The sequence below is a fragment of the Pseudomonas sp. YuFO8 genome, from assembly GCF_035065025.1.
GTDB lineage: Bacteria > Pseudomonadota > Gammaproteobacteria > Pseudomonadales > Pseudomonadaceae > Aquipseudomonas > Aquipseudomonas putida_AE.
The window spans coordinates 114,090-137,106 of the sequence record NZ_JAXDEQ010000006.1; the positions used below are offsets into that span (position 1 = coordinate 114,090).

General features: G+C 55.8%; 24 protein-coding genes, 1 tRNA gene and 1 pseudogene. 20 read left to right on the forward strand and 6 right to left on the reverse strand.

The window, feature by feature from the left end:
- Window positions 1-67: 67 nt before the first annotated feature.
- Both SOP95_RS07885 and SOP95_RS07890 read right to left on the reverse strand, forming a co-directional pair.
- A complete protein-coding gene (locus tag SOP95_RS07885; RefSeq protein WP_323606742.1) occupies window positions 68-541 on the reverse strand; it encodes a peroxiredoxin in 474 nt (157 codons plus the stop codon).
- 10 nt (window positions 542-551) lie between these two features.
- A complete protein-coding gene (locus SOP95_RS07890; protein WP_008055980.1) occupies window positions 552-1,112 on the reverse strand; it encodes a glycine cleavage system protein R in 561 nt (186 codons plus the stop codon).
- 330 nt (window positions 1,113-1,442) lie between these two features.
- On the opposite strand from SOP95_RS07890, the gene dapA reads away from it, so the two are divergent.
- The 13 genes and pseudogenes from dapA to SOP95_RS07955 form a co-directional block, all read left to right on the forward strand.
- On the forward strand, window positions 1,443-2,321 hold the full coding sequence (dapA, locus tag SOP95_RS07895; protein WP_110752523.1) for a 4-hydroxy-tetrahydrodipicolinate synthase: 879 nt from the start codon (window positions 1,443-1,445) through the stop codon (window positions 2,319-2,321).
- Between the two features lie 17 nt (window positions 2,322-2,338).
- Complete coding sequence (bamC, locus tag SOP95_RS07900) at window positions 2,339-3,454, forward strand: outer membrane protein assembly factor BamC (protein WP_323606743.1); 1,116 nt, start codon at window positions 2,339-2,341, stop codon at window positions 3,452-3,454.
- A 4-nt stretch (window positions 3,455-3,458) separates the two neighbouring features.
- The gene (locus tag SOP95_RS07905) at window positions 3,459-4,217 is read left to right on the forward strand and encodes an MBL fold metallo-hydrolase (RefSeq protein ID WP_274073524.1); all 759 of its coding nucleotides are present in this window, start codon (window positions 3,459-3,461) and stop codon (window positions 4,215-4,217) included.
- A gap of 28 nt (window positions 4,218-4,245) precedes the next feature.
- Window positions 4,246-4,959, forward strand: coding sequence for a phosphoribosylaminoimidazolesuccinocarboxamide synthase (purC, locus tag SOP95_RS07910; protein WP_274073525.1), 714 nt, complete (start codon window positions 4,246-4,248; stop codon window positions 4,957-4,959).
- Window positions 4,960-5,043: 84 nt separating this feature from the next.
- Window positions 5,044-5,133, forward strand: a tRNA-Ser gene (locus SOP95_RS07915).
- A gap of 999 nt (window positions 5,134-6,132) precedes the next feature.
- On the forward strand, window positions 6,133-7,167 hold the full coding sequence (locus SOP95_RS07920; protein ID WP_323606744.1) for a glycosyltransferase: 1,035 nt from the start codon (window positions 6,133-6,135) through the stop codon (window positions 7,165-7,167).
- A complete protein-coding gene (locus SOP95_RS07925; protein ID WP_323606745.1) occupies window positions 7,167-8,312 on the forward strand; it encodes an NAD(P)/FAD-dependent oxidoreductase in 1,146 nt (381 codons plus the stop codon). Before SOP95_RS07920 ends, SOP95_RS07925 begins: the two co-directional genes overlap by 1 nt.
- The gene (locus tag SOP95_RS07930) at window positions 8,284-10,107 is read left to right on the forward strand and encodes a hypothetical protein (RefSeq protein WP_323606746.1); all 1,824 of its coding nucleotides are present in this window, start codon (window positions 8,284-8,286) and stop codon (window positions 10,105-10,107) included. The genes SOP95_RS07925 and SOP95_RS07930 overlap by 29 nt, the downstream gene beginning before the upstream one ends.
- Window positions 10,108-10,198: 91 nt before the next feature.
- Window positions 10,199-10,990, forward strand: a complete 792-nt coding sequence (locus SOP95_RS07935; protein WP_323606747.1) for a pyridine nucleotide transhydrogenase — start codon at window positions 10,199-10,201, stop codon at window positions 10,988-10,990.
- Window positions 10,987-11,823: a sugar phosphate isomerase/epimerase family protein gene (locus tag SOP95_RS07940; RefSeq protein ID WP_323606748.1), complete on the forward strand. Its 837-nt coding sequence runs from the start codon at window positions 10,987-10,989 to the stop codon at window positions 11,821-11,823. Before SOP95_RS07935 ends, SOP95_RS07940 begins: the two co-directional genes overlap by 4 nt.
- A 2-nt stretch (window positions 11,824-11,825) precedes the next feature.
- Entirely contained in the window at window positions 11,826-12,182 is a 357-nt protein-coding gene (locus SOP95_RS07945; protein WP_323606798.1) for an SMR family transporter, read from the forward strand.
- Between the two features lie 11 nt (window positions 12,183-12,193).
- A complete protein-coding gene (locus SOP95_RS07950; RefSeq protein WP_323606749.1) occupies window positions 12,194-13,003 on the forward strand; it encodes a glycosyltransferase family 2 protein in 810 nt (269 codons plus the stop codon).
- Window positions 13,004-13,079: 76 nt separating this feature from the next.
- Window positions 13,080-13,193 (forward strand): annotated as a pseudogene (locus SOP95_RS07955) (group II intron maturase-specific domain-containing protein); the annotation flags it as partial.
- A 131-nt stretch (window positions 13,194-13,324) separates the two neighbouring features.
- On the opposite strand, the gene SOP95_RS07960 reads toward SOP95_RS07955, so the two are convergent.
- Window positions 13,325-13,537: a hypothetical protein gene (locus SOP95_RS07960; RefSeq protein WP_323606750.1), complete on the reverse strand. Its 213-nt coding sequence runs from the start codon at window positions 13,535-13,537 to the stop codon at window positions 13,325-13,327.
- A 299-nt stretch (window positions 13,538-13,836) separates the two neighbouring features.
- Here SOP95_RS07960 and SOP95_RS07965 point away from each other — a divergent pair, with 299 nt between their 5' ends.
- The gene (locus SOP95_RS07965; RefSeq protein WP_323606751.1) at window positions 13,837-14,265 is read left to right on the forward strand and encodes a hypothetical protein; all 429 of its coding nucleotides are present in this window, start codon (window positions 13,837-13,839) and stop codon (window positions 14,263-14,265) included.
- Between the two features lie 61 nt (window positions 14,266-14,326).
- Here SOP95_RS07965 and SOP95_RS07970 read toward each other — a convergent pair whose 3' ends face one another.
- A complete protein-coding gene (locus tag SOP95_RS07970; RefSeq protein WP_274073528.1) occupies window positions 14,327-14,533 on the reverse strand; it encodes a hypothetical protein in 207 nt (68 codons plus the stop codon).
- Between the two features lie 243 nt (window positions 14,534-14,776).
- Between SOP95_RS07970 and SOP95_RS07975 the strand changes: the two genes are divergently transcribed.
- Entirely contained in the window at window positions 14,777-15,703 is a 927-nt protein-coding gene (locus SOP95_RS07975; RefSeq protein ID WP_274073529.1) for a LysR family transcriptional regulator, read from the forward strand.
- Window positions 15,704-15,755: 52 nt separating this feature from the next.
- The gene (locus SOP95_RS07980; protein ID WP_274073530.1) at window positions 15,756-16,121 is read left to right on the forward strand and encodes a 5-carboxymethyl-2-hydroxymuconate Delta-isomerase; all 366 of its coding nucleotides are present in this window, start codon (window positions 15,756-15,758) and stop codon (window positions 16,119-16,121) included.
- A 3-nt stretch (window positions 16,122-16,124) separates the two neighbouring features.
- Here SOP95_RS07980 and SOP95_RS07985 read toward each other — a convergent pair whose 3' ends face one another.
- Together SOP95_RS07985 and SOP95_RS07990 are read right to left on the reverse strand one after the other, a co-directional pair.
- On the reverse strand, window positions 16,125-17,060 hold the full coding sequence (locus SOP95_RS07985; protein WP_323606752.1) for a LysR family transcriptional regulator: 936 nt from the start codon (window positions 17,058-17,060) through the stop codon (window positions 16,125-16,127).
- Window positions 17,061-17,142: 82 nt separating this feature from the next.
- Window positions 17,143-18,321 carry a cyanate transporter gene (locus tag SOP95_RS07990; protein ID WP_323606753.1) on the reverse strand — a complete coding sequence of 393 codons (1,179 nt, stop codon included), beginning with the start codon at window positions 18,319-18,321 and terminating at the stop codon, window positions 17,143-17,145.
- A gap of 319 nt (window positions 18,322-18,640) precedes the next feature.
- Between SOP95_RS07990 and SOP95_RS07995 the strand changes: the two genes are divergently transcribed.
- From SOP95_RS07995 to SOP95_RS08010, 4 genes are all read left to right on the forward strand, one after another.
- Window positions 18,641-20,290: a phosphoethanolamine transferase gene (locus SOP95_RS07995; RefSeq protein WP_323606754.1), complete on the forward strand. Its 1,650-nt coding sequence runs from the start codon at window positions 18,641-18,643 to the stop codon at window positions 20,288-20,290.
- A 153-nt stretch (window positions 20,291-20,443) separates the two neighbouring features.
- Window positions 20,444-21,577 (forward strand): ribonuclease D, encoded by a 1,134-nt coding sequence (gene rnd, locus SOP95_RS08000; RefSeq protein WP_323606755.1) that lies wholly within the window; start codon window positions 20,444-20,446, stop codon window positions 21,575-21,577.
- The gene (locus SOP95_RS08005) at window positions 21,574-21,867 is read left to right on the forward strand and encodes a YcgL domain-containing protein (RefSeq protein WP_274073535.1); all 294 of its coding nucleotides are present in this window, start codon (window positions 21,574-21,576) and stop codon (window positions 21,865-21,867) included. Before rnd ends, SOP95_RS08005 begins: the two co-directional genes overlap by 4 nt.
- 121 nt (window positions 21,868-21,988) lie before the next feature.
- Window positions 21,989-22,921 carry a D-2-hydroxyacid dehydrogenase gene (locus SOP95_RS08010; protein WP_274073536.1) on the forward strand — a complete coding sequence of 311 codons (933 nt, stop codon included), beginning with the start codon at window positions 21,989-21,991 and terminating at the stop codon, window positions 22,919-22,921.
- Window positions 22,922-23,017: the final 96 nt, after the last annotated feature.

The window sequence follows — 23,017 nt, forward strand, 5'->3', positions numbered from 1 at the left end:
CAATGGTCGCGCGTACCTTGTAGGAGCTGGCTTGCCAGCGAAGGCGTCAGAACAGACACCCAATTAATCAGACTTGGTTAAGGGTCTGGGCGGCCGCCAGAACCGCATCCACATGCCCCGGCACCTTCACGCCGCGCCATTGCTGACGCAACACACCGTCCTTGTCGATGAGGAACGTGCTGCGATCCACGCCCATGTATTCCTTGCCATAGAGCTTTTTCAGCTTGATCACATCAAACAGCTGGCAGAGCGCTTCTTCCTTGTCGCTGATCAGCTCGAAGGTGAAGGCCTGCTTGGCCTTGAAGTTTTCGTGAGACTTGAGGCTGTCGCGGGACACGCCGAACACTTCGGTATTGGCCGCCTTGAAAGCGTCCAGCTGGTCGCGAAAACCCTGGCCCTGGGTGGTGCAGCCCGGTGTGCTGTCCTTGGGGTAGAAGTAGATGACTACCTGCTTGCCCTTGAGGTCGGCGAGGCGCACGGTTTGCCCGCTGGTGGCGGGTGCTTCGAAGTCGGCAACCGGTTGGTCGAGTGCAACGGCCATGAATGCTTCCTTACATTGGGTTCTGTGGACGCCACGGTTCGATCAGGGCGTCGAGGTTCAGCGCGTCGGCGAAGTCCAGGAACTGGTCACGCAACCAGCTGATCTGCACACCGGCCGGCAAGGTCACGGTAAACGTGGCATTGAGCATGGTGCCGCCGGTCTGCGGGGCCTGGTAGGTGTCACAGGTCAGGTTTTCCAGTTCGACGTTGTGGTCCATGAAGAACTGGCACAGCTCGTTGATGATGTCCGAGCGGTAGGCCGAGCTGACATAGGCTACATAGGGCAGGGCCTGGGGACGGTTCTCCAGGGCGGCGCTGCGCACCACGTTGACGGTGAAGGCGTGGCGTTTTGCCAGGGTCGGCAGGCTGCCCTCCAGGCGAGCCAGGGCGTCCCAGCTGCCGGAGATTTCGAGGACCAGCGCACTGCACTCGCCATGACGCGTCAGGCGGGAGGTGACCACGGCGCAGCGATTTTCATGGCTGGCGCGGCACAGGACGTTAGTCAGCTCCATGGGGTTGGCGCCGAGGGCACTGATGACAAGGAATTGTTCGCGAACTGTGGGGGTGGACATGCAGCATTCCTAAAGCGATGAGCGGTCGGTACTTTTATCGGCTGGTTTTGCCGGGAGCGAGCCTGCGCATGCGAACTCCCAAAGCTTCGGGCACAAGGTCGCAACGTGGCTCCAGAGTAGCAGGAGCGGGGGTGGCAACCCTGGATCGGGGGCTTGGGATGTCGAAAGTGGAGGCGCAAACCCGAAATACGAGCTTAGCAGTATCGATCAAAGTCTGAAGGGTAGCGAAAAGCGGCGCCAAGGGGAATGGCGGCAGCGCAGTACTTCGCTTGTACAAGCATCTTGGCGCCAGTACCATTACGGCTCTCTTTTTCCGGCAGGAGCGGTTGCATGATTGCGGGCAGTATGGTGGCACTGGTCACACCCATGGATGCACAAGGTCGTCTCGACTGGGACAGCCTGAGCAAACTGGTGGACTTTCACCTGCAAAACGGCACCCACGCCATCGTGGCGGTCGGCACTACAGGTGAATCGGCCACCCTTGATGTGAGCGAACACATCGAAGTGATCCGTCGCGTAGTCAAGCAGGTCAACGGCCGCATTCCGGTCATCGCCGGTACCGGCGCCAACTCGACTCGCGAGGCGATCGAGCTGACCACCAATGCGAAGACCGCCGGCGCCGACGCTTGCCTGCTGGTCACACCGTACTACAACAAGCCGACCCAGGAAGGCCTGTACCAGCACTTCAAGGCGATCGCCGAAGCCGTCGATATCCCGCAGATCCTCTACAACGTGCCAGGCCGCACCGCCTGCGACATGCTGGCCGAGACCGTGATCCGCCTGTCGAGCGTCAAGAACATCATCGGGATCAAGGAAGCCACGGGCGACCTGCAGCGCGCCAAGGCCATCATCGACGGCGTCGACAGCAACTTCCTGGTCATTTCCGGTGACGATGCCACCGCGGTCGAGCTGATCCTGCTGGGCGGCAAGGGCAATATTTCGGTGACCGCCAACGTCGCCCCGCGTGACATGGCCGACCTGTGCATTGCCGCGCTGAACGGCGAAGCCGAGAAGGCGCGCGCCATTCACCAAAAACTGATGCCACTCAATAAAACCCTGTTTATCGAGTCCAATCCAATTCCCGTGAAATGGGCGCTGCATGAGATGGGCCTGATGCCGGACGGAATCCGTCTGCCGCTCACCTGGCTCAGCGCCGAATGTCACGAACCGCTGCGGCAGGCCATGCGCCAGTCCGGCGTCCTGGTTTAATTGAGGAAGTACAACGCATGAAGCGAATGGCCGGACTTTCCGCGCTTGCCTTGATCATCTCCAGCACCAGTGGCTGTGGATGGCTGTGGGGCCCGGATGGTTATTTCCGTGACCGTGGTAGCGACTACCTGGAAGCGCAACAGACCGCACCGATGCAACTGCCACCGGATATCACCACTGCCAAGCGTCTGGATCCGCTGTTGCCGATTCCGCGCAACGTCGCCGATGACACCGCCAAGGGCGAATACATCGTGCCTCGTCCGCAGCCATTGACCGCTGCCGCCGACGCCAGTGCCTACTCGCTGCAAAAGAGCGGCGATACGCGCTCGATCCTGGCGCAGAACCCGCCAGCGGAAGCCTGGCCCGTGGCCGTACAGTTCTTCCAGGACAACGGTTTCCGCCTGGATGAACAGCGCCCTCAGACTGGCGAATTCACCACCACCTGGCAGCGTTCCGACGAACTGTCCGCAGCCATGGCCAAGCGCCTGAACGCAGCCGGCGTCGCCTCTGACAGCGAAATCCGTGCCCGGGTACGTATCGAGCCGGGTGTGCAGCGCAATACCAGTGAGATCTACGTGGTCACCGCCGAGCGTCCTGCCGGCAGCACGGCCGACGTCGCTTTCACCAACCGTTCGGTCAACACTGGCCTGGACGCGGCACTGGTCGACGACATGCTGGCGAGCATGAGCCGCATCTCCGAGAAGGGCGGTTCGGTCTCCATGCTGGCTTCTCGCGATTTCGACGCGCCAAGCCGCATCAGCCTGAGCGAAGACGGCAGCGGCAATCCGGTGCTGAACGTCGGCACCGACCTGGATCGTGCCTGGTCGAGCGTCGGCCGTGCGCTGGAGCAGGGCGAATGGCGTGTTGAAGACATCAACCGCAGCCTGGGCCTGTACTACATCAACCTCGCTGAAAAAGCCGAGAAGAAAGACGACAAGCCCGGGTTCTTCAGCAGCCTGTTCGGCAGTGCGCCGAGCAAGGAAGAAGTCGAGTCCCGTGCCGAGCGTTATCAGGTTCGCCTGAGCAAGGTCGGCGAAAGCGTCCAGGTCACCGTCGAGAAAAACATCAACACCGTGGCGCCGGCTGACGTGGCGCGCAAAGTGTTGAGCGTGATTCAGGACAATCTGGGCTGATCACATGCGTTTTGCCGTTCTCGGCAGCGGTAGCCAAGGGAATGGCACGCTGATAGCCAGCGCTGATACGTACGTGCTGGTGGATTGTGGTTTCTCCCTGCGGGAAACCGAAAAACGCTTGCTGCGCCTGGGTGTGAACCCTGCGCAGCTGAGCGCGATACTCGTGACCCACGAACATGCCGACCACGTGCATGGCGTGGGTTTGCTGTCTCGGCGCTACAATCTGCCTGTCTACCTCAGTCGCGGCACCCTGCGCGGGATGCGCAAACCGGTCGAACCCGCGGGCTTCCTGGCCGGTGGCGAACAACTGCAGATCGGCAACCTGAGCATTGGTGTCATTGCCGTGGCCCACGATGCGCAGGAGCCGACGCAATACGTGTTCAGTGACGGTGAGCGGCGCTTCGGCCTGTTGACCGACCTGGGCTCGTATTGCGACAAGGTGCTGGAAGGCTATCGCGACCTCGATGCATTGATGATCGAGGCCAACCATTGCCGGGACATGCTGGCTCGCGGTCATTACCCCTACTTTCTCAAGCAGCGGGTGGGCGGTGAGCTGGGACATTTGAACAACCATCAGGCGGCATTCCTGGTGTCCGAGTTGGGCTGGAAAGACCTGCAACACCTGGTCCTGGCCCATCTGAGCAGCAAGAACAACCTGCCGCGGCTGGCCCGGCAATGTTTTGTCGACACCCTCGGGTGCGACCCGGACTGGCTGCAACTGGCCGATCAAGATTCAGGGCTCGACTGGCGACACATCGCCTAGCCCACCTACTTAGCAAGCGGAGCCCATCATGGAAAAACGTGAAGAACTCTACCGCGGCAAAGCCAAATCGGTTTACAAGACCGACGACGCCAACCGCTTGATCCTGCTGTTTCGCAACGACACTTCGGCGTTCGACGGCAAGCGCATCGAACAGCTCGACCGCAAAGGCATGGTGAACAACAAGTTCAACGCCTTCATCATGCAGAAACTCGAAGAAGCCGGCGTACCGACCCAATTCGACAAACTGCTGGGCGACAACGAATGCCTGGTGAAGAAGCTCGACATGATCCCGGTCGAGTGCGTCGTGCGTAACTACGCCGCCGGCAGCCTGGTCAAGCGCCTGGGCGTTGAAGAAGGCATGAAGCTCAACCCTTACACCTTCGAACTGTTCCTGAAGGACGACGCCAAGGGCGACCCGTTCATCAACGAATCCCACGTCGTGGCCTTCGGTTGGGGCACTGCCGAGCAACTGGCGCGCATGAAGGAACTGTCGCTCAAGGTCAACGAAGTCCTGAGCAAACTGTTCGACGACGCCGGCCTGCTGCTGGTCGACTTCAAACTGGAATTCGGCGTGTTCCACGACGGCTCCATTGTCCTGGGCGACGAATTCAGCCCGGACGGCTGCCGCCTGTGGGACAAGGCCACCAAGAAGAAAATGGACAAGGACCGCTTCCGCCAGGGCCTCGGTGACGTCATCGAAGCCTACGAAGAAGTCGCCAATCGTCTGGGTGTACCGCTTTAATCGACGCAAGCATCTGATAGCACAGAAAAAATTTTCGAAAGAGGGTTTGCTTTCGGCAAAAGTGTTGTTATGATGCGCGCCGTTGGAGAGATGCCAGAGTGGCCGAATGGGACGGATTCGAAATCCGTTGTACCTTCACCGGTACCTAGGGTTCGAATCCCTATCTCTCCGCCATTATTGAATAAGACTAAGCCCCTGTAATCGTTAGAGATTACAGGGGCTTTTTCGTTTCTGGCTATTGCGTTAGGGCATTTTCAGGGCATAAAACTGATTGCTAAACCCCTTTTGATCGCGCTTCGCTGAGATCAAATCGCTACTAGTAGTGCATTTCACCCTTCCCATGGAGTGTAATGGTCAACAAATCCCGGACACGACGTGAAGTTTTTTCACGGCCGGACCTGCGGCCAGGTCACCTTTGAATTGAAATCCAGTTGTATTGACGCATCAGCTAGCTGATGTCTTGGTGCGCATCTTGAGCCGCTCGAGGCTGTTCAGCATCTGGAGATCGACGTCTAAGCGATGGACGTAAATAGCTAGAGCGAGTGTTTTTAACGACCCCACAAAGCCAGTTTACTGGCTCTTGTGCATTCAGCTGATCAATCATCGCGTGCGCTACTGCTCTTGCGCCGTCAAGAATGCGGCCTTGTTTAAAACGGATTTCTCCCATTCAAGGCGAGCGATTCGAACTTCCAGCCCCTCGATTTTTTGCTTCAGGCGTCAATGTCTTGCTCTGGAGTATCGCTGGCGTGCGCCTGCTGAAGCTGATTAACCCAGAGACGCTGGATAACAAAACGAAGATTGCGCCGAGCTATTAACTATTTATCATCGGCGTCTTTAATTTTATCGGGCGCAGTGATCGGTGTGTGGGGGAGGCGAGTAAGGAGCTGCCGCGATTAAACCATTGGGTGCTGAGTAGAGATGAGGCTACCCGTAATCAGTTAGCAAGCTAGGTATTTTTGCTACAAACCAGAGGGGTCATCAGGTATTCTCCATGGACGAAAGTCTTAACGTCTCTTGCTAGAGCTTGAGACTGCCATTACTTCTCCTTGATCTCGACGGCATTTTGATGCGTCTCGATCGGCCGAGGGAGGAGACTCCGATCCTTTTCTTGGCAGCGCTGCGCTGTTCTCGACATTGGTAAATTTCAAGGCATCCGCCTAATGAGAGTAAAAAATGGACGTCTTCCCGTGTTTTCTATCTGCCGTGTTTGTGGTTCGCAATCAGTCTGCGGATATTGAAAAAATCTTGTCCGAGGCAGCAGCTGTCATTGCCTCCATTGTTAGCGATTACGAATTGATTGTGGTGGACAATGCCTCGGACGACGATAGCATTTCCGTGTTGAAGCGTCTGACCGGTGAAAACGGATTGGCAAATTTGCAGGTGTATGCCCTGACCAAAGAGGTGGATGCAGACACCGCTTCGTGGGTGGGGCTGGAACATGCACTAGGCGACTTCGTTGCCGTTATCGATCCGCTGGCAGATGACATCCGCTTTATCCCCGAAATGCTCGATCAAGCGGTCAGCGGTGCTGATGTGGTGTTTGCCAACAATGCGCAAAAGCCTGCGCAAAGCCTTGCTTATCGTGGGGCAAACGCCGTCTTTCATAGTCTCTACAGTCGCTTCAATGGTGTCCATCTGGCCAAGGAAGCGCCGCAGTACCGCATCCTGAGCAAACAAGTCATCAATTTCATCCTGCGACACCCCCAGCCGGCAATGACCTATCGACATCTGCCCGCGACGGGGGGGTTTGCACAGGCATACCTGAACTACAGCACCGCGCCACAAGCATCCCGACCCAAGCGATTGGGTGAGAGTATCGATCGGAGCATGCGTTTGCTGGTCTCGACAACCCGTGCGCCCATGCGCCTGGTGACATCGCTTTCTTTATTTGGCGCGATGGCCAACCTGTTGTACTGCGTCTACGTGCTCGCGGTGGGTGTGTTAAAAACCGATGTTGCGCCGGGTTGGATCAGTGTTTCGCTGCAACAGTCAGGCATGTTCTTTCTAATCTCGCTTGTCTTGCTGGTCTTGGGTGAATACATCCTGAACATGGCCAGTCTGTCGAATGAAGGCCCGCCTTATCATGTGGCCCAAGAGTTCACCAGCGCCCACATGACCCGACTTGAAAAGTTGAACATTGAAGAAGTCGTGTCAGATTCAGACGAGACGAACACCCCGAAACCACAAACGATTGAACGCGTTTCCTGATGCCGGTTTTTGATCCAAACCAACCCAGTCAGGATGCTGTAGTCATTGGTGGTGGGTTCTACGGTGCCGCTATTGCGGTGTATCTGGCCAAGCAACGCGGCCTTAAACGCATCCTGCTGATTGAGCGTGAGCCGGCGCTGCTGATGCGTGCCTCTTACAACAATCAGGCGCGTGTGCATAACGGCTATCACTATCCACGCAGCTTCACGACCGCTTATCGAAGCCGGGTAAACCTACCCAAATTTGTACGGGACTGGCCACACGCTGTGAAGCAAGACTTCACCAAGCTCTACGCCATAGCCCGGCGAAACTCCAAGGTCACCGCCAAGCAATTCGAGCGCTTTTGCCGGGACATTGGCGCGGCTATCCAGCCCGCAGAGCCCGCGATGCGGGCCTTGTTTGAACCGCGCTTGATCGAAGATGTGTTTCTGGTCGAGGAATTTGCGTTCGATACAACACTGCTGGCGAGTTGGGCGGAGCGTGAGCTGAAAGAAAGCGGCGTGCAGATCCGCTACAAAAGCCGGGTGACGACGATCTCGAAAGGGGCGCAGGCGCCATTGGAGGTCGTGGTGGAAACGGCGCAGGGGCATCAGGAATTGATCACTTGCCGCTATATATTCAACTGCACCTACAGCGGCCTAAACCAGTTCAGGGGCGATTTCCCCGGTGTACGTTCCGGTCTCAAGCAAGAAGTCACCGAAATGGCCCTCATGCAGATGCCCGCATCACTCCAGGGGCTGGGCATAACCGTGATGGACGGCCCGTTCTTTTCGATGATGCCCTTTCCCGCGCGCGGTCTCCACACGTTGTCCCACGTTCGCTATACGCCGCATCTGCACTGGAACGACGAGCTCGGGATTGATCCTTATAAAAAACTGCGCGATTACAAGCGAGACACTCGTGTCGATCGGATGGTTCGCGATGTTGCCCGGTATATCCCTTTGGTGCTTGACGCGAAATATATTGAATCATTATTCGAGGTCAAAACCGTACTGCTGAAAAACGAGGGTGATGACGGCAGACCTATTTTATTTGAACAGCATGCCGAGTTGCCTGGATGCTATTCGGTGATGGGTGGAAAAATAGACAATATTTATGATGTTTTGGAGAGGTTTGATGCGGGATTTGATAGCCAATCATTCTGATATTGAACGTGATAGTTCAAGATATTGGTTGATATTCATCCCAGGTTTGCTTGGAGTGCTCTTTAGTATTCGGGCATTTTTTCCGGGCTGGATGAGCACGGATTCACTTGCCCAATATGTTGATGCGGTTACTGATCGATACGTGGATTGGCATCCGGTGTTAATGGCGTGGTGGTGGGGTAAGTTAGACGCTATTTACTCAGGGCCAGCCTTATTTTTAATTCAGAACATTTTTCTTTATTGGGGGGGGTGGTGCCTTTTTGCGCTGGCGTTTCGTCGACATTTCGGACGGTTCTCTTACCTCATTCCTCTTGTTGGATTCTGGCCTGGGTTGCTTTTGCCGCTGGGACAAATTTGGAAAGATGTCGTTTTCGCGTGTAGTGTTTTTTTTGCCTGGGCAGTGATTGTCAATGCATTCAGTCAGGCTAGAAAGCTTGTGTTGTTTGAACGTCTATGTGTGTTTTTTTTGGGAGTATTGGCTTTTGGGGTGAAAACAAATGGATTGGTTGTTTTGCCTTTTTTATTCGGATTCTGGTTGCATGCCGAAGGCTGGGTGAAAAATTCATGGATTAAAAAAATCCTATTGTCATTTTTTATTACGCTGGCAGCAGTGGCAGTTTGTTATATGGTTATCTTTCAAGAGAGGATAATTAAAACGAGTCCTTTTCAGTATACCCAAACTTATGATTTGCTTGGTATTTCAGTGAGGTCGGGAGAAAATTTACTACCAACATACATAAAGGAGCGCATTAACTTTGTTGATCTAAAGGGGTTGTATACTACTGAAGGGAATAATCAGTTGTTTTATATGTCGTCAGCGGGAAGCATGCTTACGACAGATCAAGATAATCTGTCGGAGCTCAATAGTCTATGGTTGAGCGCGATCAAGGCACATCCAAAATTATATTTTGCTCATAGACTTGATGTGTTTTTGACATTGCTTCGTTGGAACAAAAAAGTAGCATCGCACGTTGCCTTGCCTACGATGATTGAAAATGGTTATGGGTTTAGTTTTGAGAGGAATAATATTTCGGATTGGCTCTATGGGCAAGTAGCTCGAAATTCATGGGTTTTCTATCCTTGGATTTACTTGTGTCTTTTGCTAGTGGCGATGGCTGTTGTTTTTTTAATCAAGCGTAATAGGCTTGTTGTGTTTTTTATAGGTGGTTCGGGGGTAACTTTCTTATTTTCGCATTTCCTTATTGTCCCTGCTTCAGACTATAGATATTTGTATTATTTCTATTTCTGTTCGTTGGTAGTTTTTTGTATTGCATTTTTGGAACTGATGCGTGTTGCGAATTCGTATAAAATGCAGGTTGGCCTTCAGAAATTCTCCTTGCAATGTTTGCTGGTTTGCACCGCTGCATTTTTCGGTGTAAGTGTGTTTTCTTTTGTTGATGCAAGAAAATTTGATAAGAAAATTGATCGGTTTTCAAAACCCGCGGGTGGTGAATACACGTCTAATCAAGTATTCGAGGTTTTATTTTCGAAACGAGGCGAAATTGCTTTTTTTAAAAAGGATTGTAGCCCGGCAGATTATAGTGAACCGTTCTTTGTTCACATTTATCCCGAGGATGGAAAGAATCTGAGCTACCAAGGATACGGTTTTAATAATTTTGATTTTAGTTTTGTTAATCACAAGATTTCAGAGCCTGGATTTTTTTCTAAATACGATGGCTCCTGCGTTGCTATTGTTGATCTTCCCGCTTATAAGATAAAAAAAATAAGTACAGGTCAAGTTGATCTGAATCTTTCTCCGTTGTGGCAGTTTGACGTTAAGTTTGGAGGGGGGTGATTTGCTGGCCTTTGCTGGATTATAAGTAAGGCGTTTGTCTAGACGCTGCGAAAAAAACCCCATCGTCATGGTTTTTGAAACGGGAGGTGTTATGACTGCCATTATTGGATTTTCAGGGTTTGTTGGAAGCACGTTGATCAAGCAAGAAAAATTCATGTCCCGTTATCGTTCAACCGATATTGGAGAAATTGACGGTAAAACGTTCGACACAGTAGTGTGTGCCGGCGCTCCTGCACAGAAGTGGATTGCCAACCGAGAACCAGAAGCGGATCGAAAAAAAATCGAAGCGCTGATCGCCCACCTTAAAACCATCCACTGCAAAACTTTCATTCTGATCAGTACCGTTGATGTATTCAAGAGTTCCATAGGTGTCGATGAAGACACGCTGGTTGATGAGTCAGGGCTGCATGCTTATGGATTGAATCGCCGGTTGATAGAGACGTTCGTCGAGAGCCATTTCCCTAATCATCTGATTGTTCGACTGCCTGGCCTCATCGGTCCAGGGCTGCGTAAGAACATCATCTTTGACTTTTTGAACGACAATAACCTTCAGGCGATTGATAGCCGAGGGGTCTTCCAGTTCTATCCGATGGTTAACCTGTGGTATGACATTCAAGTGGCACTCGATGCCGGATTGAAGTTGGTTCACCTCACGGCAGAGCCGATCAGTGTGGCTGACGTTTCGCAACAGGGCTTTGGTAAGCCCTTTACCAATGTCTTGGCAAATCCTGCGGCAGCCTATGACCTGCAGACCAAGCACGCCCAAGTGTTTGGCGCATCGGGTCGCTATCAGTACAGCGCCCGCGAGACGCTTCAGGCGGTAAGAACCTATGCGCAGTCCGAGGCACCTGCGATCAAAAACGATGGAGGGTCGAAGGCATGAGACTGGCGATTTCCAATATTGCGTGGGATATCTCAGAAGATGAGGCGATCGCCAAGTTGCTGCAGCACTTTGCGGTTGATGCTATCGATGTTGCTCCTGGCAAGTATTTCCCGGAACCCGCTAAAGCAACGGACGTGGAGATTGCTCGCGTCAAAGGCTGGTGGGTTGAGCGTGGTATTGAAATCACGGGGATGCAGGCACTGCTGTTTGGAACCAGTGGGTTGAACGTCTTTTGCTCTGCTGGAGGCCAGGCGGCCCTGCTAACGCATTTGGAGGGCATTTGCCGCATCGGCGCTGGCCTGGGCGCTTCTCGGATCGTTTTTGGCTCCCCGAAGAATCGCGATCGCAACGGGTTGAATGATCAGGAAACCCTGGAAGTGGCGGTTCCTTTTTTTCGGCGGTTAGGGGATATCGCTCAGGCCTCTGGTGTGACCATATGCCTTGAGCCCAACCCCACATGTTATGGCGCAAATTTCATGACCACCAGTGCGGAAACCCTCCAGGTAGTGGAGTCCGTCGCCCATTCTGCCATCCGGATGCAGCTGGATACCGGGGCGCTCACGATTAACGGTGAAGACCCTCTGGTGGTCCTGCGCGACTGTGCCCCATGGATCGGACACGTACATGCCAGCGAGCCTGACTTGCTGCCGTTGGGCGATGGCAGCACTGCCCATGCGCAAATGGCTGCCGGCCTGGCGCAGTACCTGCCTGCTCATGTAGTCACCATCGAAATGGTAGCAACCAAGGATGAGGCACATGTGGTGTCGATTGAACGAGCACTTAAGGTGGCGATGCAGCATTATCGCAGGGCTGGGGTTGAGGTGGGCGTATGAGTATGAAATGGCTGATTCTCGTTCTTGGCATTCTTTCCAATGCATCTGCCAGTGTATTGGTGAAGATGGCCATGATGCCCCCGCGTAAATTTCCCTCTCTTGGCGACCCCGAAGCGGCGTTGAGTAATTGGCCGTTCTGGCTGGGGCTGGGGCTTTACGGAGCAGCCTTTCTGCTCTATGCCGCAGCCTTGGCGCGTCTTCCGCTGAATGTGGCGCACCCGGTTCTGACCGCCGGAGCGGTGGCGACTGTCGCGGTGTTTTCGATGGTGTTTTTTCGTGAGTCCTTCCACTGGACAACAGGGGCAGGGATCGTACTAGTAATCGCCGGCGTAGGGCTGATCACCGCTCGCGTTGCATGATGGTAAATATGATGAACTCTTTTAATATCGCATCCACTGTACGCGAATCGTGGCAAGTACCTGCCTTCGATTCGCCGCTCTGGCTGGGCCGCCGACACCCTTGGTGCGTGGTGATACCGGTTATCAATGAGGGGGAGCGAATCAAAAGCCTGCTGGTACGAATGACGGCGCTCAACATCGCAGATATTGCCGATATCATCATCGTCGATGGCGGTACCACGGACGGCTCGCTGGAGTTGCCAGCATTGCAACAGTTCGGCGTGCGTGGGCTGCTGGTCAAGACGGCACCGGGTAAGCTGAGCGCCCAGCTTCGTTGCGCATACGCCTTTGTGCTCGATCAAGGCTACGAAGGCATCATTACAATCGATGGTAATGATAAAGATGATCCTGCAGCAATCCCGACTTTTATCGAGGCATTGAAGCAGGGCGTGGACTTTGTTCAAGCCTCGCGCTTCGTCGCAGGTGGCGTGGCCGAGAACACGCCCAAGTCGCGAGATTTCGCCATTCGGTTTATTCATGCGCCAATGTTGAGCTTGTTCTCTGGGTTTAGTTGGTCCGACACCACTCAGGGCTTTCGCGCCTATAGCCGTAAACTGCTACTGGATCCGGGAGTGGCCCCGTTTCGTGATGTGTTTATGACTTATGAATTGTTGGCTTATCTTTCGTATCGGGCGCCGAAACTGGGTTTTCGCTGTCTCGAGCTGCCAACTGTTCGACGTTATCCAAAGGGTGAAGTACCGACCAAAATCAGTAGCGTGAGAGGCAATTTTTTAGTGCTTGAAGTGTTATTTCGTGCCTGTTTCGGTACTTATAATCCGTAGATGGGCTTTAAAAATGATCAATTGAGTTTCGAATCCTTCGCTGCGCCATCACATAAATAGCCCCGTAGGCCAATCGGCGCGAAAAGTGGCGGCCAACTCGTTTAGTTGGTGGCGCAACAGTCGCTTTGAGCTGAATCGAGTGCTGGATATTGCGTGGTTCGACAGGCTGGGATTGGTGCGACTCTCCTAACCTCAATCTCTCGAACCGCCCGGTGCGGACCCGCATGCCGGGTGGTGTGGCAGGGGAGCGGCCTATGAAGGGCCGCCCCCTATGCCGATTGTGCAAAAAACTGTCAGGTTTTCAGCCGCGCGCAGGACGAATCAGTTACCCATGGTGGCGTGGGTGATGATTTCGTTCTCGACCTTCAGATTGATTCGTGCAGGGTTGTAGTCCTTGGTCATTCTGAACGCGATACCTATCGGCCGAACTTTCAGGCCGGTCTTCTTGGCGAGATCGGCGCGAAGCTCCTCGGTGTATGGCTGACCGATGTACTGTTTGGCAGTTTCCAGGTGTTGATTCAAATCGATAGTCATGTATAGCTTCCTTGCGATAATGAAATGAGCGAATGTGCTCCCGTTATCCGGATTGGATGACGCTGGAGCATTCTGTAAGAACGGTAGTTATTTATCATCCGTTGGAGTGTATCGCGATGTTTGACTCCATTGTCGTTTATTGTTTGGCGAAAGATCTTGTTTCAAAAGTTTCAAGTAAACTTAAGGGGCAAGTTTCATAATGGATGGATGGTGCGCAATGAGGAGGTTGTAGTGCACTAATCTGCAGAATATTCCTACGCAATATCTAATGATTTCCTACAATTACAAAGAGGTCACATATGCTCAGGAGCATTGCCGCTGCCATCCTGGTTGTTTCCGTTCCCGCGTGGGCTGCGCAGGCCCCTGCGTCCTTTACCGGTACCGATTATAGCGGGCGCTATGAATGTATTGGCAAGGACAGCCATATTGGGGGATTTAAAGGGGTGGTCGACATGACGCTCAATGCCGAACAGAGTACCGGGAAGTATGGCGCTTATAACTTTGTACTGACGCTGGAGGACAAGTCCAGGTATGACGGATTCGCTGCCGGCACGTCCGACTCGCTGGCCATTTATTTTGCGCATACCGATCCGTCATTGAAGGATTATGGAGTCGGTGTTGCACAGGTTGTTTCAACGCCGGAGGGGAAAGTGTCGTTCACCAAGTATTATTATGGTCCTGAATACAGTGGCGGCGGTCACGGTATGGAGCATTGCGTTAAAAGCTGAATTGATCGAGCAAGTCGGTGAAGCTGCTCGTCAAGAGCAGCTTCCTGTTGCCCGGGCAGTCTTACGGCTGCGAGTGGCCCAGTTTTCTCTTGATCAAGTCGTAGACGTCCTTGTGGGTTGAGTTGTGCAGGGATTTGTCCTGGCAGGCCGATGCCAGGAAGTTTTTCACTTCGTCCCTGGCGTGAGGATAAAGACCGGCGACGTAGTCGGCTTCATGCGCCTGGGTGCAGTTGAAGTGCTTGTCGTCTTTCGCTTTGTCTCTAGCCATTGAAACTCTCCTGTTGTGTTCGAAGGTTATAGGTACGGGCCGGTTTTGCCCGAAGCCCCCTGAGCTTAGGGGCGCGAGGCTGTACCGCCAGGGGTGCGACGAAATCAGGAAGGGGCTGTAGGACCCGTCGCGTGAGCCTGTTGGCATTAAACACAAATCACTTGAGGCATTCGTTCAGTCGCATAGACGCCGATTGTTACATCTTCCTAAACTGTCGATAGTTTTACAGCGCGGGGTCAATGGATGAATCGCAACGAACTACGCAAGGCCGACATCAACCTGATGGTGGTGTTTGAAACGCTGATGCTCGAACGCAATGTCACCAAGGTGGCGAAGAAGCTGTTTCTCGGTCAGCCGACCATCAGTTCGGCGCTCAATCGCTTGCGTACCATGTTCAACGACCCGTTGTTCATCCGCGTCGGGCATCGCATGGAGCCGACGGCGCGGGCTGAAGAGATCTTTCGGCATCTGTCGCCGGCGCTGGATTCGTTGTCGGTGGCGTTGAGCCTGACCCATGATTTCGACCCGAGCAGCAGCACCATGACCTTTCGCATCGGGATGTCGGACGATGTCGAGTTCGGCCTGTTGCCGCCGTTGCTGCGAGCGCTGCGCCAGGAAGCGCCGAAGGTGGTGTTCGTGGTGCAGAATGTCGATTACTGGCGCATTCCCGACTTGCTGGCGTCTGGCGACATCACGGTTGGCGTCACCCAGACCCGCGGCCTGCCAGCCAACGCCAAGCGCAAGTTGTTGCGGCACATCCGTCCCAGCGTTTTACGCGCCGACGCCAGCGATACACCGCTGACGCTCGATGAGTACTGCTCGCGCCCCCATGTGTTGGTGTCGCATATCGCCAACGTCAGTGGTTTCGCTGACGAGTGGCTGTCAGCAATCGGCCGCACGCGCCAGGTGGTGCTCTCGGTGCCGCAATACAGTTCGTTGCCAGCCTTGCTCGCCGGGACCGACCTGATTGCCAGCCTGCCGGATTACACGGCAGAGGCCATGGCGGCGTCCGGTCAGGTGTTCATGGAACCGTTTCCGTTCAGTACGCCGACCCTCGAGTTGTCCATGGTCTGGCTCAGCCATGTCGACAGCGACCCTGCCGAGCGCTGGTTGCGCTCACGACTCGAAGCGTTCATGGGCGAGCGAAATCTGTTGTCGCTGCCCCATTGACCAAGGCAGCGCTATGCTATGAACTTTTCCACCAACCTACAGGAGTTACGCCATGCCTCACCTGCACCTGGAATACACCGCCAACCTGCCTGATCTGAACGCTGACGTGGCGTTGATGCGTATGAACAATGTGCTGGTGGGCTCCGGTCAATTCGGTGCCGAATTCGACATCAAGAGTCGCGCGGTGAAGCTCCAGACGTTCAAGGTCGGCACGGCATTGGCCGAGCGGGCGTTTGTGCATGTGAAACTGGCCGTGCTGAGCGGTCGCTCCGCGGAGATCAAGAAGCAGCTGTCCGACAGCCTGCTGGCCGTGGTCAAGGATCTGTGCGAATGGCCGACGGGAGTGGAGGTGCAGTTGTGCGTGGAGATTCTCGACATCGATCGCGAATCCTATGCCAAGACTACCGTCGGCGTCTGAGTTTCAGGTCGTGTCCAGTTCGGCGCAGGCCTCGATCACTTGCTCACGTAACCAGATGTTCGCGCTGTCCTGATCGGCGCCCTGGCTCCACTGCATGTCGAGGGTGAAACCCGGCAGGCCATTGGGCGCTTCACGGCGCTCGAAGACGGTGTCATCGGCCAGCAATTGCTGAATGCGCCGGGGCAGGGTGAGGATGAAGTCGGTGCCGCTGATCATCTTCAGGGCTGCGCCGTAGCTATTGGCCCGTGCGACGATCTGGCGTTGGCGGGTTTGTTGCGCCAACCAGCCGTCGACCATGTTGCTGGTGGAGGTCCAGGGCGTCGGGAACACATGACGGCGCTCGATGAAGGTTTGCAGGCTCAGGCGTGGTTGCGACGGGGTGGCGCCTTTGTCGAAGACGCAGACGAAATCGTCTTCCAGCAGTGTGCGCACCTTGAAGTCGGCGTGGCTTCGATGAAAGTCCGGACCGAAACCTATCGCCAGATCCAGGCTGCCCTCACGCAGTGCCTGGGCCGGGATGTCGGTTTCAAGCTTATGGACATTGACCACCACCGCAAGCTCGGCGAGCGCGAAGCGCTTCAACAGGCGCGGCAAAACCAGCTGCTCGAAGTATTCCGGGGCGCAGAGGTTGAAAACCGTCGGTTGTAGGGTCGGATCGAACGCCGACGCACTGGCGTGGCACAGGTTGATGCTGTCGAGGATCTTCAGCACGTGGGGGTACATGCCGTCGGCCTTGTAGGTGGGGCGCATCCCGGTGCGGGTATTGATGAACAATTCGTCGTCAAACACTGCGCGCAGTTTTTTCAGGCAGTAGCTCACGGTGGACTGGCTGACGCACAGCGTCTCGGAAACGCCGGAGACGCTGTTTTGCTCAAACACGGCGACGAACACCATCAAGTCCTGCATGTCGAGCTTTCGTAGCACGTTGCTGTTCAGCATCCTTTCTGGCTCATGTGCAAACTTGAGCGAATGATCCTAGCGCAATGAAGGCAACAGGAGAATGTACTGCAAGCATTCGGAGTCAGTGCATGTGCCTGGCGTAATGCCGTGGATCGAAGCGCAAGGCCATCAGGATCATCAGTGCCATGACCCCGGTGAGTGACCACCAGGCCCATTCGAAACTGCCGAGCCGGTCACGGATCATCCCGGCCGCCAGCGGCGAGAGACCTGCGATCAGGTAGCCGATGCCTTGCACGAAGGCCGTAAGGCCACCCGCTTGCCGAGGCTCGTCCAGGTGATCCAGCGACACGATCAGGCTCATCGGGAACAGCCCGCCGATCCCCAGCCCCAACAGGCACGGCCACAGGAGGCCGAGGTTTCCCGGGCTGAGAATCAACCCGCAAAAACCGACCATGATCAGCGCCAGCAACACCACCAGCACCAGGCGTCGATCACGGCTGCGGTTGGCAATGGCCGGAACCAGCAGGCCGGACAACACCTCCATGGCGGTCAGGAAGCCCAGCAACAATCCGGCATCCTGTTCGCTCCAGCCCTTTTCCACGTAGTACGGCGCCAGCCAGGCCAGCACGCAGGTGTAGGACGCCGTGCCCAGGCCGAAAAACGCCGCGAGCAGCCAGGCGCGGGGATGGCGGAAGAAAGATCGGTGGCTGGTTGAACCCGGCGTCGGTGCCCCCGCGCGTTGACTGCACCAGAACAGCAGCGCGAGCACGGCCAGCACCGCCCAGATGGCCAGGCCCATGCGCCAACTGCCTGTGTGGAGCATCACCAGGGGGGAGAAAGAGGCGGCAATGGCGGCACCACCCATGATCGAGGTGACATAGAGCCCCATGCACAAGGCCACGTTGTCGCTGAATCGGGATTTGATCAACGTCGGCATCAGCGCCTGGATCAGTGCGATGCCGATGCCGGCCAGCACGGCACTGAGGATCAGTTCCAGCGCCGAATCGAGGAACAATCGCGATGCAGTGGCCAGGCCGATGACCAGCAGCGACAACACCACCGTGCGGCGCTCGCCGAGGCGTTGGCTGATCGCGAGCCCAAAGAACATCGCCAGCCCCATGGTCATGACCGGCAGCAGGGTCAGCAGCGAGGCGAGACTGAAACTGAGCGGGATGTCGCCGCGAATCGCCGACAGCAAAGGACCCACTGCTGCCATCGAGGGCCGCAGGTTCAGCGCGACCAAAACAATGCTGAACATCAACCACAGGGCAGGGCGGGAGGTAGCGCGAATATTTTCCATGATCGGACCTTGATGAATCAGGGGCCGATTAGGCGCGTGTGGTTTACAGGCGGCAAATCAGAAAATCCCGGGCCTTATCGGGAAATTAAATACTGCTGCGATGAGACCTCTTCAGATGTTCGGACCTTAGCTCTTGCTGAACCGGAACTGAACCATTCTCAAATAAGCGGAAAGTTTCATCGAGTGTAGGAGAGGCAACTAATCGTTGGCTTCTTTTTCACGAAAAATTGATGGTCGGCTACCTACAGTTAGTGTCGCCGCGATAAATGAAATTTTCACATTTGTTGACGGCACTTCTTTTCAGGAACAGCCGAAAATCATGTTGAAGATTAAAGCCGTGCACCCGGAATGGGTGACACTGAATGCCAGTGCCTTTTTATTGACTGCCTGCAATTTTGTCCTGTGGCAGCACCTTTTAGATATCACCGCGGCTGACGGTAAAGGCATCGTCCTGCGCGTGGCGTTCGGGGCGATGATCCTTGCGGCCTTCAACATTATCCTGACCTTGCTGGCTTTCCGGCCGGTGCTCAAACCCCTGCTTACCCTGCTGTTCATGATCAGTGCCGGCGTCGCTTATTTCATGGGCCAATACGGTGTCCTGATCGACATTGGCATGTTGCGCAACTTCGCTCAAACCAATGCCACGGAAGTGCGCGATTTATTGTCTTTGAAGTTGCTGGCTTATATTGTTTTTCTTGGTGTGCTGCCGTCCTGGTTGTTGTGGAAAACGCCGGTTAATTACCGCCGCTGGCATCGGGAGTTATTAAGCAAGGCACTGGTGACTGTTGCCTCGGCGGCGGTCATTGGTGGTGTTGCACTGGATAACTATCAGGGCCTGTCTTCATTGTTTCGCAATCACCACGAACTGCGCCTGATGGTGGTTCCGAGCAACTATATTGGTGCCTCCGCCGGTTACTTGCGCGAGCAGGTCGCCTCGGCACGCCAGCCCTTTGTCAAAGTCGGTGAAGATGCCCGGCGCGATTCTGCCTGGCAAACCCATGCTCGCAAGTCCCTGACGGTCCTGGTCGTGGGAGAGAGTGCCCGGGCAGAGAACTTCGGCATTCTGGGCTACAACCGCGACACCACACCGATGCTGGGTAAGGAAGCCGGGCTCATCGCCTTTACCGACGTGAAGTCATGCGGCACTGAAACAGCGGTGTCAGTGCCCTGCATGTTTTCCAACATGGGACGCAAGGATTACAACGCGAGCAAGGCCAGGAACGAAGAAGGCCTGCTGGATGTGCTCAAGCGTGCCGGTCTCGACGTGATCTGGCGTGACAACCAGTCTGGCTGCAAGGGGACTTGCGATCGGGTCACCCTCGACGACCTCAGCAACCTGAAAGACCCGGTGCTGTGCGCCAACAGTGAATGCCGCGATGAAATCCTCCTGCAAGGCCTGCAGCATTTTATCGACACCCTGGATAAGGACACGGTACTGGTACTACACCAGATGGGCAGTCACGGTCCTGAGTACTACAAACGTTATCCGAAGGAATTCGAACGCTTTACCCCGGTCTGCAAGAGCAATGCACTGAACAACTGCAGCCGCGAAAGCATCATCAACGGCTACGACAACACCCTGGTGTACACCGACCATGTGTTGTCGACCCTGATCGATCTGCTGCGCAGCAACCAGGACAAAGTCGATACCGCGATGCTGTATCTGTCGGACCACGGCGAATCCCTGGGCGAATACAACCTGTTCCTGCATGGCACGCCTTACATGCTTGCACCGGATCAACAGAAGCATGTGGCGATGCTGGCCTGGTTCTCCGACAGCTATCAGAAGTCGTTTTCGGTGGACACCCATTGCCTGCAACTGAGTCGGGAAAAACCCTTGAGCCAGGACAACCTGTTCCATTCGATGCTGGGGCTGCTGGAGGTCAACAGCCAAGTTTATAACCAGGACCTGGATATGTTTGCCGGGTGCCGCAGAGCCGCAATCGATGGCGTGCTGGCCAAGGGTTGAGGGTTTAGATGGCTGGGAAAGGCCGGTTAGGCCTTGTTTGCCGGACTATTCTTACGATCAGGAAGGCATTTTCGCTAAAGCTCTTGTTCAGTGAATGCGCGGAAATCGTCGAGGGCGATATATACTGCGCGCCATTCTTCAAGGGAGAGCCGTGTGGCCATCGATATTCACTGGATTCGCGACAACGAAAGCCTCGGTCGGTTTTGCACCGAGTGGCAGCAGCTGCCGTTCGTTGCCCTCGACACCGAATTCATGCGGGTCGACACCTTCTATCCGATCGCAGGCCTGCTGCAGGTCGGCGATGGCGAACGTGCCTACCTGATCGATCCGCTGACCATCGACAACTGGCAGCCATTGGCCGCCTTGCTGGAAAATCCGGCGGTGGTCAAGGTTGTCCATGCGTGCAGCGAAGACCTCGAAGTCCTGCTGCGCCTGACCGGTAGCCTGCCGGCGCCGCTGTTCGATACCCAACTGGCCGCCGCTTACCTGAACCTGGGTTTCTCCATGGGCTATTCGCGGCTGGTGCAGGAAGTGCTGGGCATCGACCTGCCCAAGGGCGAAACCCGTTCCGACTGGCTGCAACGTCCGCTTTCCGAAACCCAGATCAGCTATGCCGCCGAAGACGCCGTGCACCTGGCGGAAGTCTTCGTCAAGTTGCGCCCGCAACTGTCAGACGACAAATACGCCTGGGTCCTGGAAGACGGAGCGGAGCTGGTGGCCAACCTGCGCCGCGAGATCGACCCGTATGAGGTCTATCGCGACGCCAAGCTGGCCTGGAAGCTGTCCCGCGCGCAACTCGCCGTGTTGCGTGAGCTGTGCGCCTGGCGCGAGCAGGAGGCGCGTGCCCGCGACCTGCCGCGCAACCGCATCATCCGCGAGCATTCGCTGTGGCCGTTGGCGCGCACCCAGCCGGACAACCTCGGTGCACTGGCGAAAATCGAAGACATGCACCCGCGTACCGTGCGTCAGGACGGCGAGTTTCTGCTTGATCTGATCAAGCGCTCTGGCAGTGTGTCGCCGGAGCAATGGCCGCCCGCCGTGCCTGAGCCGTTGCCGGTGGACGCCGCCGCGCTGCTCAAGCGGCTCAAGGCCATCGGCCAGGCCGAGGGCGAACGCCTGAACATCGCGCCCGAGGTGATGCTGCGCAAGAAAACCCTGGAAGCCTTGCTCAAGAGCGGCTTCCCCAATGGTCCCTACCAATTGCCTGATTCATTGCGTGGCTGGCGCCGCGAATTGATGGGCCAGGCGCTGCTCGACAGCCTGGCCACCGCCGGAGAACAGCCTTGAAACGTATTTGCTCGATCTACCGCAGTTCGAAGAAAAACGAGATGTACCTCTATGTGCTCAAGAGCGATGCCCTGGAGCGTGTACCGGAACCCTTGATGGCCGCCTTCGGCAAAGCGATCCACGCGTTCGACCTGGTGTTGAGCCCCGAGCGCAAATTGTCGCGCGAGGACATCACCGTCGTGCTGGATAACCTCGAAAAGCAGGGCTACCACCTGCAAATGCCGCCGGCGGAAGAGGAATACATCGAACACTTGCCGGAAGAATTGCTGCGACGCAACGATCCCATGTGATCGATAGACGGGCTTCGGTTCGAAGCCTTGATCAACACTGGAATGATTTTGGCGATGGCCGCACGGACGGAGCAGGACTCTGTCGGCGGCCGTCTGCACTGTTTTTCGAAAGGTTTGAAGCATGCGCGTCCTGATTGCTGAACACGACCACCCGGTGTACGCCCGACTGTTGCAAGAGACGGCGCCTGATGTGGAAGTACTGACCAGCGGCGATTCCGCCGAACTGGCACGCCTGGCGGCCGATTGCCCGGTCTGGCTCGGCCAGCCCGACCTGCTGGCGACCCTGCTGCGTCAGGGCCATCAGCCGCAATGGCTGCAGTCGACCTGGGCGGGCATCACGCCGCTGCTGGCCGACGGCTTGCCTCGGCACTATCGCCTGACCCGCGCGGTGGGGATTTTCGGTCAGGTCATGGCCGAATACGTGCTCACCTACATGCTCGGCCACGAACGTGAAGTGCTGGCGCGGCTGGTCAGCCAGGTCGAGCGCAAATGGGACAGTCGTCATGGCCAGAGCCTGGCGGGGCGCAAGGTATTGATCGTCGGCACCGGTGATATCGGGCAGACGGTGGCGCAGTTCCTCGTGCCTTTTGGTGTGCAGTTGTATGGCATCGCCAGTGAGGCCCGTGAGCAGGCCCCCTTTATCGAAGTCGGTTCGCTGGCGGATCTGCCACGCTTGGTCGGTGAAGTGGATTATGTGGTCAACCTGCTGCCAAATACACCGAACACCCACGATATCTACGATGCGGCGCTGTTCAAGCAGTTCAAGCCGAGCGGCTTGTTCATCAACGTCGGGCGCGGTGTGGCGGTGGTGGATGCGGATCTGGTGGAAGCCTTGAAGGAAGGCCATCTGGTGGGCGCCGTGATCGACGTCTGTCGCCAGGAGCCGCTGCCGCAACGGCATCCGTTCTGGACGGCCTTCGGCCTGCTGCTGACGGGCCACAGCTCGGCGCCCACCTCACCGTCGCTGATGGTGGAGCTGTTTGTCGCGAACCTGCGGGCGTATCAGGCGGGTGAAGCGTTGCGCGGGGAAGTGGATTTCAATCGCGGATACTGAGTTGACGCTAAACCTGTAGGAGCCGAGCTTGCTCGCGAAGAGGCCATCACATTCAACATCATCGTTGACTGTGACACCGCTATCGCGAGCAAGCTC

What these genes read in the sequence shown, in the direction of transcription:
- SOP95_RS07885 (WP_323606742.1), bottom strand. Translation starts at nt 541, where the DNA reads ATGGCCGTTGCACTCGACCAACCGGTTGCCGACTTCGAAGCACCCGCC.
- SOP95_RS07890 (WP_008055980.1), bottom strand. Translation starts at nt 1,112, where the DNA reads ATGTCCACCCCCACAGTTCGCGAACAATTCCTTGTCATCAGTGCCCTC.
- dapA (WP_110752523.1), top strand. Translation starts at nt 1,443, where the DNA reads ATGATTGCGGGCAGTATGGTGGCACTGGTCACACCCATGGATGCACAA.
- bamC (WP_323606743.1), top strand. Translation starts at nt 2,339, where the DNA reads ATGAAGCGAATGGCCGGACTTTCCGCGCTTGCCTTGATCATCTCCAGC.
- SOP95_RS07905 (WP_274073524.1), top strand. Translation starts at nt 3,459, where the DNA reads ATGCGTTTTGCCGTTCTCGGCAGCGGTAGCCAAGGGAATGGCACGCTG.
- purC (WP_274073525.1), top strand. Translation starts at nt 4,246, where the DNA reads ATGGAAAAACGTGAAGAACTCTACCGCGGCAAAGCCAAATCGGTTTAC.
- SOP95_RS07920 (WP_323606744.1), top strand. Translation starts at nt 6,133, where the DNA reads ATGGACGTCTTCCCGTGTTTTCTATCTGCCGTGTTTGTGGTTCGCAAT.
- SOP95_RS07925 (WP_323606745.1), top strand. Translation starts at nt 7,167, where the DNA reads ATGCCGGTTTTTGATCCAAACCAACCCAGTCAGGATGCTGTAGTCATT.
- SOP95_RS07930 (WP_323606746.1), top strand. Translation starts at nt 8,284, where the DNA reads ATGCGGGATTTGATAGCCAATCATTCTGATATTGAACGTGATAGTTCA.
- SOP95_RS07935 (WP_323606747.1), top strand. Translation starts at nt 10,199, where the DNA reads ATGACTGCCATTATTGGATTTTCAGGGTTTGTTGGAAGCACGTTGATC.
- SOP95_RS07940 (WP_323606748.1), top strand. Translation starts at nt 10,987, where the DNA reads ATGAGACTGGCGATTTCCAATATTGCGTGGGATATCTCAGAAGATGAG.
- SOP95_RS07945 (WP_323606798.1), top strand. Translation starts at nt 11,826, where the DNA reads ATGAAATGGCTGATTCTCGTTCTTGGCATTCTTTCCAATGCATCTGCC.
- SOP95_RS07950 (WP_323606749.1), top strand. Translation starts at nt 12,194, where the DNA reads ATGAACTCTTTTAATATCGCATCCACTGTACGCGAATCGTGGCAAGTA.
- SOP95_RS07960 (WP_323606750.1), bottom strand. Translation starts at nt 13,537, where the DNA reads ATGACTATCGATTTGAATCAACACCTGGAAACTGCCAAACAGTACATC.
- SOP95_RS07965 (WP_323606751.1), top strand. Translation starts at nt 13,837, where the DNA reads ATGCTCAGGAGCATTGCCGCTGCCATCCTGGTTGTTTCCGTTCCCGCG.
- SOP95_RS07970 (WP_274073528.1), bottom strand. Translation starts at nt 14,533, where the DNA reads ATGGCTAGAGACAAAGCGAAAGACGACAAGCACTTCAACTGCACCCAG.
- SOP95_RS07975 (WP_274073529.1), top strand. Translation starts at nt 14,777, where the DNA reads ATGAATCGCAACGAACTACGCAAGGCCGACATCAACCTGATGGTGGTG.
- SOP95_RS07980 (WP_274073530.1), top strand. Translation starts at nt 15,756, where the DNA reads ATGCCTCACCTGCACCTGGAATACACCGCCAACCTGCCTGATCTGAAC.
- SOP95_RS07985 (WP_323606752.1), bottom strand. Translation starts at nt 17,060, where the DNA reads ATGCTGAACAGCAACGTGCTACGAAAGCTCGACATGCAGGACTTGATG.
- SOP95_RS07990 (WP_323606753.1), bottom strand. Translation starts at nt 18,321, where the DNA reads ATGGAAAATATTCGCGCTACCTCCCGCCCTGCCCTGTGGTTGATGTTC.
- SOP95_RS07995 (WP_323606754.1), top strand. Translation starts at nt 18,641, where the DNA reads ATGTTGAAGATTAAAGCCGTGCACCCGGAATGGGTGACACTGAATGCC.
- SOP95_RS08010 (WP_274073536.1), top strand. Translation starts at nt 21,989, where the DNA reads ATGCGCGTCCTGATTGCTGAACACGACCACCCGGTGTACGCCCGACTG.